Raw genomic sequence first — 13,605 nt, forward strand, 5'->3', positions numbered from 1 at the left:
GATTCACGGATCCACACGCCTTAACGTCAGATTGATCCGCCCGCCATTCTTGAGCAGCGTCGAAGTTGCCGGATAGATGCGATCGACGCCGTGAAAGCATAGACGCCCTTCGCCCCCAAGCACCACGATATCGCCGCTGGCGAGTCTGACCGACTGCGTGCGGTCTGTGCGGGAAAGCCCGCCGATGCGGAAAAGACAACTGTTGCCGAGAGAGATCGAAACGACAGGCGCCTTCAAATCCTGCTCGTCCCTGTCTTGATGCAGACCCATTCTTGCATCGTCTGAATAGAAATTGATCAGGCAAGCCTGCGGCGGTTTTTCGCATTCGGAAACATCGTTCCAGACGTCGAGCAAGACGTCCGGCATCGCCGGCCACGGCCTGCCGGTGACAGGATGCGTCGATTGATAGCGGTAGCCGCGCTCCTTATCGGTGACCCAGCCCAGTGGACCGCAATTGCTCATCCGGACCGACATCGGTTTGCCCGTGCTCGGCATCACGGGCACGAAAAGCGGAGCCTCGGCGACAATGCCGCGGATCATTTCGACGAACGCTTCCTGCCGGGCGCGGTCCAGATATTCTGGGAAGTGACGGACGCCGGTCGAAAGCTCCGTCATATCATTCTCCACCGGGACGGCTGCGCATCTTCTTCACTTCGGCGCGGCCGGATTTTTCCTTCAGGCGGCGTTCGATCGAGCCTTTGGTCGGTTTCGTTTTCTTGCGCGGCCGCGGTGGGGGCTTGGCGGCCTCAAGGATCAGTTCCTTGAGGCGTTCTCGCGCATCCTCGCGATTGCGATCCTGGCTGCGAAAGCGGCTTGCCTCGATCATCAGCACGCCCTCTTTCGACATGCGCTTGCCGGCAAGCTTTATGGCATTGGTCTTGACGCGATCGGGAAGCGAAGGTGAATTCGGGATATTGAAGAACAGCTGGACGGCCGTCGAAACCTTGTTGACATTTTGGCCGCCGGGACCGCCAGCCAGAACGAATTGTTCCGTCAGCTCCCATCCAGCGATGGTGATCCCGTCGTTGATATAGAGCGCGTCGCTGGCCATGCGGCTTCTATCTCATATCCGCGGGAATTTTAAAACACGCAAAGAAAAACCCGGCGGAATGGGCCGGGTTTCACGTGAATCATCAATATTTTAGAACCTATTCGGCCGCAGCCTTGATGCCGGGTGCCGCATCGCGCACGCCGCCGTCGACATGTGCCTCAAACTTCGCGAAGTTCGAAATGAACATGGAGACGAGCTTCTCTGCCTGAATATCATAGGCTGCACCGTTGGCCCACGTAGAGCGCGGATCGAGAATACCGCTTTCGACGCCAGCGACAGTAACGGGCACCGCGAAACCGAAATTCGGATCAATGCGGAAATCTGCCTTGGCCAGTTCGCCGGAGAGCGCTGCCGACAGCAAAGCACGCGTGGCCTTGATCGGCATGCGCTTGCCAGTACCATAAGCACCACCCGTCCAACCGGTATTGACAAGCCAGCATTCAACACCGTGGCGATGGATGAGTTCTTTCAGCAGATTGCCATATTCGGTTGGATGACGCGGCATGAACGGCGCACCGAAGCAGGTCGAGAATGTCGCTTCTGGTTCCGTCACTCCCTTTTCCGTGCCGGCGACCTTTGCGGTGTAGCCGGAAAGGAAGTGATACATGGCCTGATCCGGCGTCAGTCGCGCAATCGGCGGCATGACGCCGAAAGCATCCGCCGTCAGCATGATGATCGTCTTCGGATGAGCGGCAAGGCCCGTCTTCGAGGCATTGGGAATGAAATTCAACGGATAGGCGCAGCGCGTGTTTTCCGTCAACGAGCCATCGTCGAAATCGGGCTCGCGCAGTTCGTTGAGCACGACGTTTTCCAGTACAGTGCCGAAACGCTGCGTTGTCGCGTAGATTTCCGGCTCGGCCTCCGCCGAAAGACGGATTGTCTTGGCATAGCAGCCGCCTTCGAAGTTGAAGATGCCGTTTTCGCCCCAGCCATGCTCGTCGTCTCCGATCAGGGTGCGCGACGGATCAGCCGACAGCGTCGTCTTGCCGGTGCCGGAGAGGCCGAAGAAAACCGCAGAATCGCCATCCGGGCCGACATTCGCCGAGCAATGCATCGGCATGACACCCTTTGCCGGCAGCAGGTAGTTGAGTACGGTGAAGACGGATTTCTTCATCTCTCCAGCATAGGATGTGCCGCCGATCAGCACGAGACCGTTCGTGAGGTCGCATGCAATTACCGTCTCGCTGCGGCAGCCGTGACGCTTCGGATCGGCCTTGAAGCTCGGCAGATCGATGATCGTCAGTTTCGGCACGAAGGATGCAAGGGCAGAAAGCTCCGGACGGATCAGAAGATTGCGGATGAAAAGCGAGTGCCAGGCAAATTCCGTCACGACACGCGTCGGCAGCGAGTAGTTCTTGTCGGCGCCGCCGATCAGGTCCTCGGCGAAAAGCTCCTTGCCGGCGGCATGCGCCAGCATATCCTGATGCAGCAAGTCAAAATGCTCCGGCGACATCGGCTTGTTGTTGTCCCACCAGATTTCGCCGTCCGTATTGGCATCGCGAACGACGAATTTGTCGCGTGGCGAGCGGCCGGTATGTTGTCCCGTCAATGCACGAAGGGCGCCTTGGGCCGTCAGTTCGGCTTCACCGCGGCGAATCGCTTCTTCATAAAGGGAGGCGGCGGTGAGGTTATAGTGGACGCTCTTTGCGCGGCCCAAACCAATCGTCGCCAGCGTTATCGCCGGGTTGTGAATTCCGAACGTCTCCATGGCTTTTCCTTTCGTCCAAGGCTCCCGCCGTTAAAACTAAGAGGAAAACTAAGGTGGCCAATTTTAAAAAGCAATAGTGCAAAATGGCGAAAATATAATGATATCAAATAATTAATCGATTTAAATTTCCTTCGCGTATTTTAAATCGTTTGAATTAAGCGTTTTGGATTGGTTTTTGCCGCGCCACGTGCGTCCACCATTTGCACATTGCAGCAATGCCTGCCCTTTATCTTTGCCACAATTTGTTCCACCTTTATCCTCCATAAGCGCATCCGGTCGTTGGGCCGGCCTGGGGACATCAGAAATTCCGGGAGATGCGCATAGATGACGGAGACGAACACCATGGCGACAATCGCGCTCGTTGACGACGACCGCAACATCCTGACTTCCGTGTCGATCGCACTGGAAGCCGAAGGATACAAGGTCGAAACCTATACGGATGGCGCCTCGGCCCTCGATGGCCTTATCGCGCGCCCTCCGCAACTCGCTATCTTCGATATCAAGATGCCGCGCATGGATGGAATGGAGCTCTTGCGCCGGTTGCGGCAGAAATCCGATATGCCGGTGATTTTCCTCACTTCCAAGGACGAGGAGATCGACGAACTGTTCGGCCTGAAGATGGGCGCCGATGACTTCATCACCAAGCCCTTCTCCCAGCGACTGCTCGTGGAACGGGTCCGCGCCGTGCTTCGCCGCGCTTCCAGCCGGGAAACAACGACGGTTGCTGGCGCTGGCGCCGCGCCAAAAACAGGCGCTGCCCAGCTCGCGCGCTCACTCGAACGCGGCCAGCTGGTGATGGACCAGGAACGCCATACCTGCACATGGAAGAGCGAACCGGTGACGCTGACAGTAACCGAGTTCCTGATCCTTCACTCGCTCGCACAGCGGCCGGGCGTGGTGAAAAGCCGCGACGCGCTGATGGACGCGGCCTATGACGAACAGGTCTATGTCGACGACCGTACCATCGACAGCCACATCAAGCGGCTTCGCAAGAAATTCAAGATGGTCGATACCGACTTTGATATGATTGAAACGCTTTACGGAGTGGGATACCGCTTCCGCGAAGCAGCCTGACGCCTGTCGGCGCGGCGCATGAGTATTGTCGAGGGCTGGAGGTGGGAGACCGCCACGCCCTCCGAAAGGGCCTGTCGTTGGCACAGTTGGTGCAGGAAAGGGATTTGGATGACGCGGAAGGCTTGAGCGGCCGCCGTGTCAGGGGAAGGCGCTGGTCGCATCCCTTCACCATCATTCGCCGCATCTTCGGCAATGCGGTCTTTTCGAGCCTGACGCGCCGCATCCTCTTCTTCAATCTCGCAGCACTGCTCGTCCTGGTCGGCGGCATTCTTTACCTCAACCAGTTTCGCGAGGGCCTGATCGACGCCCGCGTCGAGAGCTTGCTCACGCAGGGCGAAATCATCGCCGGTGCGGTTTCGGCATCGGCCTCCGTCGATACGAACTCGATCACCATCGATCCGCAGAAGCTTCTCGAACTGCAGGCCGGGCAGAGCATTACGCCCGTCCCGAATGATGAGGATCTTGAATTCCCGATCGATCCGGAAAAGGTAGCACCGGTTCTCAGACGGCTGATTTCGCCCACGCGGACGCGTGCCCGCATCTTTGATGCCGATGCCAACTTGCTTCTCGATTCGCGCCATCTCTATTCGCGAGGTCAGGTCTTGCGCTTCGACCTGCCGCCGGTGGAGGAAGAGAAGCAGACTTGGGCTGAATGGCTTACAACGCTTTTCAACAAGGCGCTCCAGCCTGGGAATCTGCCGGTCTACAAGGAAGCGCCGGGTGGCGACGGGTCGATCTATCCGGAAGTGATGAATGCGTTGACGGGAGTGCGCGGCGCCGTTGTACGCACCACTGACAAGGGCGCACTCATCGTCTCTGTAGCTGTCCCGATCCAGCGTTTTCGTGCCGTGCTCGGCGTTCTGCTGCTTTCGACGCAGGCCGGTGACATCGACAACATCGTTCATGCCGAACGCTTGGCGATCATGCGCGTCTTCGGTGTGGCGACACTCGTCAACGTTCTGTTGTCGCTGGTCCTTTCGTCGACCATCGCCAATCCCCTTCGCCGTCTCTCGGCTGCGGCGATCCGCGTCCGGCGCGGCGCAAAGGAGCGCGAGGAAATCCCGGATTTCTCGGCCCGGCAGGACGAGATCGGCAACCTTTCGATCGCGCTCCGCGAGATGACCACCGCACTTTATGACCGTATCGATGCGATCGAGAGCTTTGCCGCCGATGTCAGCCACGAGCTCAAGAACCCATTGACCTCGCTTCGCAGCGCCGTGGAAACGCTGCCGCTAGCCAAGTCGGACGATTCCAAGAAGCGGTTGATGGATGTGATCCAGCACGACGTCCGCCGCCTCGATCGCCTCATCAGCGATATCTCCGACGCCTCGCGCCTCGATGCCGAACTTGCCCGTGTCGATGCCCGATCCGTCGATCTCGAGGTATTCCTCAGCGATCTGGTGGAGGTTTCAAGGCAGATTCGCCACAAGAACAAAGAGGTACAGATCGAGCTCGCGATCGAACGCAAGCCCGGCGTCAAGACGCGTTTCGTCGTCAATGGTCATGATCTCCGTATCGGCCAGATCATTACCAACCTCATCGAGAATGCCCGCTCCTTCGTTCCGGATGAAGGCGGCAAGATCACCGTCCGGCTGTTCCGCACACGGTCGCGCTGCATTGTCTATATCGAAGACAACGGTCCGGGCATCCAGGCTGAAAATATCGACCGCATCTTTGAGCGCTTCTATACCGACCGGCCCGAGTCAGAAGGGTTCGGGCAAAATTCCGGTCTTGGCCTGTCGATCAGCCGTCAGATCGCGGAGGCACATGGCGGCTCGTTGCGTGCCGAAAACATCATCGATGCAGAAACGGCAGAAGTGCTTGGCGCCCGCTTCATTCTCGCCCTGCCCGCAGTCTCGGTGTCATCATGACGGGCGCAACTTTCAACATCAACGCCACGGCGATCGTCGTCAACAAGACCGGCCTGCTCTTTGTCGGCCCCTCCGGCTGGGGTAAATCCATGCTGGCATTCACGTGCATCACGGAAGCCAAACGGATGGGGCTGCCCGCCTCACTGGTCGCCGACGATCAGGTATTTCTGTCGAAACGCGATGGACAGATGATCGCTGAACGACCTCCCGCAATCTCTGGTTTGATCGAGCTGCGCGGTTCCGGCATCGCCAAGTGCGAAAGCGTTCCGCTCGCCCCGATGCATTATGCCGTGCTGCCCGGCAGTACGTCTGGCGAAAATCGTCTGCCGCCCGACAACGACGTCGCGCAATTCGCAGAAGGCTTTTCGCTGCCGGCTCTGCGCTTGCTGCCAAACGCTCCAGTACCTCTCGCGATTTTGATGGCCATGGCACCGGACATCGGCCGATAATGCCTGCCGCATAGGCGCATTCGCCGCATATGTCTGCATTTTTATCTTGCACTTCGGCTTTTGATGGCCAAGATGTGCCCCCACCGGTGGACGCGATTGCTGCGTTGCGATATTGGGGCCACCGTTTATATGCCATTGGGAGCAGTTGAATCATGATCGGACTTGTGCTTGTCACTCATGGCAAGCTGGCTGAAGAGTTTCGTCATGCTGTGGAGCATGTCGTCGGTCCTCAGAAATTTATCGAGACGGTCTGCATCGGCCCCGAAGACGATATGGATCAGAGACGGCAGGATATCTTGCAGGCGGTCTCTAGCGCGGACGATGGCCACGGCGTCGTCATCCTGACCGATATGTTCGGGGGTACTCCTTCCAATCTCGCTATTTCGGTCATGAGCAGCGGTCATACCGAAGTGATTGCCGGCATGAACTTGCCGATGCTGATCAAGCTTGCTGGCGTGCGGGGCGAAAACAACATGGAAAAGGCGCTCATCGAAGCGTCGGAGGCCGGGCGGAAATACATCAACGTCGCCAGCCGCGTTCTGAGTGGCAAATGATGAAAACAAGTCCCGCCATGACCTCGTTTTCCCGGGAACTGCTCATCGTCAACAAGCGCGGCCTTCATGCGCGCGCCTCCGCCAAATTCGTCCAAATGGTCGAAACATTCGACGCTGCCGTTACTGTCTCCAAGGACGGAATGACGGTCGGCGGCACCTCAATCATGGGCTTGATGATGCTTGCCGCGAGTCCGGGCACGACCGTTCTCGTTTCCGCGAGCGGCAACCAGGCCGCCGAAGCGCTGAACGCATTGGATCGATTGATCCAGGACAAGTTCGGCGAAGAAATGTAAGCCTTCCGGGCTTCATATAAACATATAAAGACTTCTTTATATCCTTATTGCCATCGCCTGCGAAGCCTGCTACACGGCGAGCATGGCCGTGCGTCAATGCACGCGTTCGAGCTATCGCGCCGTCAACTGCGCGCTTATGAGACGCTATTCAGCTGGAGACCTCGATGAGCACTGAAAGAGATTATGTCGTCGCCGATATCGGTCTGGCGGATTTCGGCCGCAAGGAAATTTCGATCGCCGAAACTGAAATGCCGGGCCTCATGTCTTGTCGCGCCGAATTCGGCCCGTCAAAGCCGCTGAAGGGCGCGCGCATCACCGGCTCGCTGCACATGACGATCCAGACGGCCGTTCTGATCGAAACGCTCGCCGCGCTCGGCGCAGAAGTCCGCTGGGCTTCCTGCAACATCTTTTCGACCCAGGACCATGCCGCTGCCGCAATCGCCGCATCCGGCGTACCGGTTTTTGCCGTCAAGGGCGAGTCGCTCGAAGATTACTGGGTCTACACCGACAAGATCTTCCAGTGGGCCGATGGCGGCCCCTCCAACATGATCCTCGACGATGGTGGCGATGCCACCATGTACATCCTGCTCGGCGCGCGTGCCGAAGCCGGCGAAGATGTACTCTCGCACCCGCATTCCGAAGAAGAAGAGATCCTCTTCGCACAGATCAAGAAGCGGCTTGCCGCTTCACCGGGCTGGTTCACGAAGCAGCGTGATGCGATCAAGGGCGTCACGGAAGAAACCACCACCGGCGTCAACCGCCTCTACCAGCTCAGCCAGAAGGGTCTGCTGCCTTTCCCGGCGATCAACGTCAACGACTCGGTCACCAAGTCGAAATTCGACAACAAGTATGGCTGCAAGGAATCGCTGGTTGACGGCATCCGCCGCGCCACCGACGTCATGATGGCCGGTAAGGTTGCCGTCGTCTGCGGCTATGGCGACGTCGGCAAGGGTTCAGCGGCATCGCTTTCCGGCGCCGGCGCCCGCGTCAAGGTCACGGAAGCCGATCCGATCTGCGCGCTGCAGGCAGCGATGGACGGTTACGAAGTCGTGCTGCTCGAGGACGTCGTCCCGTCGGCTGATATCTTCGTCACCACGACCGGAAACAAGGATGTCATCCGCATCGACCATATGCGTCAGATGAAGGACATGGCGATCGTCGGCAATATCGGCCACTTCGACAATGAAATCGAAGTCGCGGCGCTCCGTAACCTCAAGTGGACGAATGTAAAGCCGCAGGTCGATCTGATCGAGTTCCCGAAGGGCAATCGCATTATCCTTCTCTCGGAAGGCCGCCTGCTCAATCTCGGCAACGCGACAGGCCATCCGTCCTTCGTGATGTCGGCCTCCTTCACCAACCAGACGCTGGCGCAGATCGAGCTCTTCACCAAGCCCGGTCAGTATGAAAACAAGGTCTATATTCTGCCGAAGCATCTCGACGAGAAGGTTGCCCGCCTGCACCTCGACAAGCTTGGCGTGAAACTGACGCAGCTTTCTGAAGAACAGGCCGCCTATATCGGCGTCTCGCCGAAGGGTCCTTTCAAGTCCGACCACTACAGATATTAATCTCGGCAACAATATCCACAACATCTTGGGGATGCCGCATTGACAAATGCGGCATCCCTATTTTTTGGATCCCACCTTCCCGCCGATTCCCTTCCGAAGTATTGTTCTAGAACTCGATTCGTGGCGCGGAGGTATCCGGTTTGCCCGAAAATGGGATGTCTTGTCGTGATGCGGCACATTGAAGGACGGAGACATACCGCTGATGTCGGAAATGAATCACAGCCTGCCGGGACAGGCGGACGAGGGCGCTTGGCCTGACATCCGTTCACACGAGGCAGGCCGAGAACATACGGCCAGAAAAGCCGTGAAGCAAAGCTCGGGGTCACTGACGCGGCTCGCGAGGATTTGCGCAGGCGGAACGGCAATCGCAGCATTGGCGCGGCCGGTGCTGGCCCAAGTCGAATCCGAAGCAGCAGCATCCGCACATCTTTTCACGTCTTCGCAGGTCGTCGGCTTTTCCGTCGTGATCGGCGTCATTTCCGCAGCCCTGCTTTCGACTCTCTGGCTCGTGCGCCAGCGCGGTAATCTTGAAAACGAAAGCCGTGAAATCCGCTCCGCCCTTTCCGATGCGCATCAGCGCATTTCGCAATACCAGGCGCTGATCGCCGACAAGAATCGCCGCATCGTCGTCTGGGACGGCAATGAGCGGCCGGAACTGCTTGGCCAGCTTCCAGCCGAAACCGGTGCGCCGCAGGACAGCGAATTCCTGGCGTTCGGCCTCTGGCTGAAACCCCGTTCCGCTACAGAGCTCGAAAGAGCGATTGATCGTCTACGTGGTGTTGCACAGAGCTTCGATATGGTTGTCGAAACCAGTCGCGAAGAAATCCTCGAGGCGCAAGGCCGGGTTTCCGGTGGCCGCGCCTTCGTGCGTTTCGTGGCGCTCAACAATCTCCGCGCCGAGCTTGCCGAATTGAAGATCGAGCGCGACCGGCTGATGTCCTCGATCTCGGCCTTCCAGAACCTGCTCGATGCGATCGACCTGCCCGCCTGGCAGCGCGATACCGAGGGGCGCCTCACCTGGGTCAATCAGGCCTATGGCGATGCGGTCGAGGCGACGTCGCCCCAGCACGCGATCAATGAGGGGCGGGAATTCCTGACGACGGTCGCCCGCGAACACATCCACGTTACGGCGACGCCCGAATCACCCTTCCACGACAAGATTTCGACGGTCGTCCGCGGCAATCGCACCTTTTTCGACGTCGTTGACGTGAAGTTGCCAAGCGGTTCCGCGGGAATAGCGATCGACGTTTCTGAAGCCGCATCCGTCCGCGCCGAGCTTGAGCGGACGCTGAAGAGCCATGCCGAGACACTTGACCATCTTGCGACGCCCGTAGCGATCTTCGATGGCGAGCGCCGTTTGCAGTTTTATAATCAGGCCTTCGTCGCGCTCTGGGAACTCGATATCGCTTTCCTCGAAAGTAAGCCCGACAACGCCGAGTTGCTGGAGCGATTGCGCGCCGCAAAGAAGCTTCCAGATCAGCTCAACTGGAAAAGCTGGAAAGAAACCGCACTTTCCGTCTATCGGGCACTCGATACGCAAACGGACCTCTGGCATCTGCCGAACGGTCAGACGCTGCGGGTCTTTGCGACGGCACATCCACAAGGCGGCGCAACCTGGGTTTTCGAGAATTTAACCGAACAGGTCGCTCTCGAAACGAGATACAACACACTGGTGAAGGTCCAAGGCGAAACGATCGACCATCTATCCGAAGGCGTCGCCGTTTTCGGAGCCGACGGCCGTATTCGCCTTTCGAACCCGGCCTTCCGTATGCTCTGGGGCATTACCGAAGCCGAGGCCAAGCCGGGAACGCATATTCGTGCGATCGGCGAAACGTGCTTACAGTCCTATGACCGGCCGGACGGCTGGAAAACCTTTGCGGAGCTGATTACCAGCTTCGATGACGAACGCCGTTCCAGTCAGGGAACACTGGAATTGCTCTCTGGCCTTGTGCTGGATTACGCCGTCATTCCGCTGCCGAATGCCCAGACGATGCTGACTTTCGTCAACATGACCGACAGCGTCCGCGCTGAGCGTGCGCTGACTGAGAAGAACGAGGCGCTGCGCAAGGCCGACGAGCTGAAGAACGATTTCGTCCAGCATGTCTCCTATGAGCTGCGCTCACCACTGACCAATATCATCGGTTTTGCCGACCTGCTGCGCACCCCGAGTGTCGGACCGCTGAACGAGCGTCAGGCCGAATATATCGACCACATTTCGACGTCCTCGTCCGTGCTGCTGACGCTGGTCAACGATATTCTCGATCTTGCCACCGTCGATGCCGGCATTATGAGGCTCAACTATTCGGAAATCGACCTCAACGATCTTCTTGATGATGTCTCCATGCAGATTGCCGACCGGCTGCAGGAAAGCGGCGTGGCGCTGGAGATCACAGCGCCTGCCTATCTTGGCTCGATCGTCGCCGATCCCCAGCGCTTGAAACAAATCCTATTGAAGCTGCTTTCCAATGCTGCGAATTTTTCACCGGAAGGTGCGGCAATCTCTCTCGAATGCCATCGCGAGGGCACGGATTTCGTCTTCTCCGTCAGCGACCGCGGCCCCGGTATTCCGCAGGACATGATCGCGACAGTCTTCGATCGTTTTGCCACGGGCGCAAAAAGCGGCAAGCGCGGCGGTGCAGGCCTTGGCCTTTCGATTGTTGACAGTTTCGTCAGCCTACATAACGGCAGGGTTTCGATCGATAGCCAGCCGGGCAAAGGCACGAAGGTTATTTGCCGGATTCCCTCGGTCAACCTGCCGCATTCCGTCGCAGCAGCAGAATGATCACGAAGGGCGGCACAATCTCCCTTTTCTTGGAAGACGAGGCGGCAACAATCCGCCTTGGGGAAGATTTGGCGCTCGCGCTGAAGACTGGCGATTGCCTGGCCCTTTCGGGCGATCTCGGCGCTGGAAAATCATCCCTTGCCCGTGCGTTTCTGCGCGCCATGGCGGATGACGAACGGCTTGAGGTCCCGAGCCCGACATTTACGCTGGTTCAATCCTACGATTTGCGGTTTCCGGTTTCGCATTTCGATCTCTACCGCCTCGCTGACGGTGCGGAGTTGGAGGAACTCGGCTTCGACGAAGCGCTTCAGAACGGTATCTGCCTTGTCGAATGGCCGGAAATGGCAGAAGACGAATTGCCCGCCGATCGTATCGTGATGAAACTTGAGCATGAAGGCAGGGGCCGGCGCGCAACGATTTGCGCGCCGCCCGCACAGATGCAGAGAATCCGCCGCGTTCTTGCAATCCGCGCTTTTCTCGCAAAAGCCGGGCACCCGATCGCAAAACGCCGCTTCCTGACGGGTGATGCGTCGGTGCGCGCCTACGAAGCGGTCTATCCGGATCGCCAGGACCGCAAGATACTGATGGATTGGCCGCCGCTTCCCGAGGGACCGGCGGTACTCGACGGAAAGCCTTATCCGAAGGTTGCCCATATTGCCGAGAATGCCTATCCCTTCGTTGCAATTGCCAATGTGCTGCGCGAAAGAGGCTTTGCAACGCCAGAGATCTATGAGGTCGACTATGCTGAGGGCATTCTGCTGATCGAAGATCTCGGCAGCGATGGCGTGCTTGATGAGGGCGGCAAGCCCATCGCATCGCGTTACCGACAAAGTGTCGCCTGTCTTGCGCATTTGCACGGGATGAAGATTCCGCAGGATATCCGCGTCACCGATAGCCACATCCACCACATTCCCGATTTTGACCGCACCGCCATGAAGATGGAAGTGCGCCTTGTTCTCGACTGGTATCTCCCCTGGAAGCGCGGTACAGCTGCCAGCGATGCCGAGCGTGATGAATATCTGGCGATCTGGGATAGGCTCATCGATGAACTCGCATCGGCAGAAAAAAATCTGTTGCTCCGGGACTTCCATTCACCAAACATCATCTGGCGCGAAGGACAAAAAGGCATTCAGAAGATCGGCCTCATCGATTTTCAGGACGCCATGATTGGCCCGACCGCCTATGATCTTGCATCCATCGTGCAGGATGCGCGCGTCACCATCGAACCTGCCCTGTTCAGGCAGCTCATGGACGACTATTTGGCCTTTCGCCGCGCACAGGGCAATTTTGACGAAGCCGGCTTCCTGAAATGCTGGGCGATCATGTCGGCTCAGCGTAACTGCAAGCTTGCCGGTCTCTGGGTGCGGCTGTTGCAGCGCGACGGAAAGCCCGGCTATACGAAACACATGCCCCGCACGCTCTCCTATCTTAAGGTGGCGCTTGACCATGAAGCGCTTGCCCCCTTGCGCGATTGGTGCGCAAGGGCTGGAATAGGTTAAAGCGAATCATAAGTTCCGGATCAGATGACCATCAAACAAGCCATGGTGCTGGCTGCCGGCCTTGGCACCCGCATGCGCCCAATCACCGATACAATCCCGAAGCCGCTGGTGAAAATCGACGGCAAGCCGATGATCGACTATGCACTGGATTCGCTTGCGGAGGCAGGCGTTGAGAAGGCGGTCGTCAACGTCCATCATTTCGCCGATCAGATGCTCGCACATCTGAATTCTTACAAAGCGCTCGACATCATCATTTCCGACGAGCGCGTCCGATTGATGAACAATGGCGGCGGCCTGGCAAAGGGCCTCAAGCTCCTTGGTCGCGGCACGGTTTTCGTCACCAATGCCGATCTTTTCTGGATCGGTGAACGGCCCGACCGGCCGAGCAACCTTCGTCGTTTAGCCGGATTCTTCGATGCAAACCGCATGGATATGGCCATGCTCTGCGTCAAACTCGCGGATACGACCGGCCACAATGGCAAGAATGATTTCAACCTCGCCCCGGATGGCAGGCTTACCCGCTATCGTGAAAGGGGTCCGAACCCCGTCGTCTATGCCGGTGCAATCGTCATGGACACATCGTTTTTGGACGATGCTCCCGCCGATGACCCGTTCAATCTCAATATCTATTTCGACAAGGCGATCGAGCGCGGGCGGCTTTTTGGCATGATGCTCGAAGGCCATTGGCTGACGGTCGGCACGCCGGAGGCGATCGGCGAAGCGGAGGAAACGATCCGGCGCTTCCGGACGTTTGTGTAA

The 13,605-nt window shown here is 58.2% G+C and carries 12 protein-coding genes; 9 read left to right on the forward strand and 3 right to left on the reverse strand.

The window, feature by feature from the left end; all coding sequences use genetic code 11:
• Positions 1-3 precede the first annotated feature (3 nt).
• The 3 genes from ACZ9DP_RS35620 to ACZ9DP_RS35630 form a co-directional block, all read right to left on the reverse strand.
• Positions 4-615 carry an alpha-ketoglutarate-dependent dioxygenase AlkB family protein gene (locus ACZ9DP_RS35620; RefSeq protein WP_476205192.1) on the reverse strand — a complete coding sequence of 204 codons (612 nt, stop codon included), beginning with the start codon at positions 613-615 and terminating at the stop codon, positions 4-6.
• 1 nt (position 616) lies between these two features.
• Positions 617-1,051, reverse strand: coding sequence for an alternative ribosome rescue aminoacyl-tRNA hydrolase ArfB (arfB, locus tag ACZ9DP_RS35625; RefSeq protein WP_194728534.1), 435 nt, complete (start codon positions 1,049-1,051; stop codon positions 617-619).
• Between the two features lie 97 nt (positions 1,052-1,148).
• The gene (locus tag ACZ9DP_RS35630; RefSeq protein ID WP_476205194.1) at positions 1,149-2,759 is read right to left on the reverse strand and encodes a phosphoenolpyruvate carboxykinase; all 1,611 of its coding nucleotides are present in this window, start codon (positions 2,757-2,759) and stop codon (positions 1,149-1,151) included.
• A gap of 342 nt (positions 2,760-3,101) precedes the next feature.
• Here ACZ9DP_RS35630 and ACZ9DP_RS35635 point away from each other — a divergent pair, with 342 nt between their 5' ends.
• The 9 genes from ACZ9DP_RS35635 (at position 3,102) to ACZ9DP_RS35675 (ending at position 13,605) form a co-directional block, all read left to right on the forward strand.
• Positions 3,102-3,833, forward strand: a complete 732-nt coding sequence (locus tag ACZ9DP_RS35635) for a response regulator transcription factor (RefSeq protein ID WP_194730257.1) — start codon at positions 3,102-3,104, stop codon at positions 3,831-3,833.
• A gap of 77 nt (positions 3,834-3,910) precedes the next feature.
• A complete protein-coding gene (locus tag ACZ9DP_RS35640) occupies positions 3,911-5,704 on the forward strand; it encodes a sensor histidine kinase (RefSeq protein ID WP_074066137.1) in 1,794 nt (597 codons plus the stop codon).
• Positions 5,701-6,153, forward strand: coding sequence for an HPr kinase/phosphorylase (locus ACZ9DP_RS35645; protein WP_476205195.1), 453 nt, complete (start codon positions 5,701-5,703; stop codon positions 6,151-6,153). Before ACZ9DP_RS35640 ends, ACZ9DP_RS35645 begins: the two co-directional genes overlap by 4 nt.
• A gap of 152 nt (positions 6,154-6,305) precedes the next feature.
• Positions 6,306-6,707 (forward strand): PTS sugar transporter subunit IIA, encoded by a 402-nt coding sequence (locus tag ACZ9DP_RS35650; RefSeq protein WP_074066135.1) that lies wholly within the window; start codon positions 6,306-6,308, stop codon positions 6,705-6,707.
• Positions 6,708-6,724: 17 nt separating this feature from the next.
• Entirely contained in the window at positions 6,725-7,000 is a 276-nt protein-coding gene (locus tag ACZ9DP_RS35655; protein ID WP_194730256.1) for an HPr family phosphocarrier protein, read from the forward strand.
• Between the two features lie 164 nt (positions 7,001-7,164).
• A complete protein-coding gene (ahcY, locus tag ACZ9DP_RS35660) occupies positions 7,165-8,565 on the forward strand; it encodes an adenosylhomocysteinase (protein WP_476205196.1) in 1,401 nt (466 codons plus the stop codon).
• Between the two features lie 202 nt (positions 8,566-8,767).
• Positions 8,768-11,347 (forward strand): PAS domain-containing sensor histidine kinase, encoded by a 2,580-nt coding sequence (locus ACZ9DP_RS35665; protein ID WP_476205197.1) that lies wholly within the window; start codon positions 8,768-8,770, stop codon positions 11,345-11,347.
• On the forward strand, positions 11,344-12,846 hold the full coding sequence (gene tsaE, locus ACZ9DP_RS35670) for a tRNA (adenosine(37)-N6)-threonylcarbamoyltransferase complex ATPase subunit type 1 TsaE (protein ID WP_476205198.1): 1,503 nt from the start codon (positions 11,344-11,346) through the stop codon (positions 12,844-12,846). Before ACZ9DP_RS35665 ends, tsaE begins: the two co-directional genes overlap by 4 nt.
• 24 nt (positions 12,847-12,870) lie before the next feature.
• The gene (locus tag ACZ9DP_RS35675) at positions 12,871-13,605 is read left to right on the forward strand and encodes a nucleotidyltransferase family protein (RefSeq protein ID WP_476205199.1); all 735 of its coding nucleotides are present in this window, start codon (positions 12,871-12,873) and stop codon (positions 13,603-13,605) included.

This window comes from Rhizobium sp. USDA 4016 (assembly GCF_056279705.1).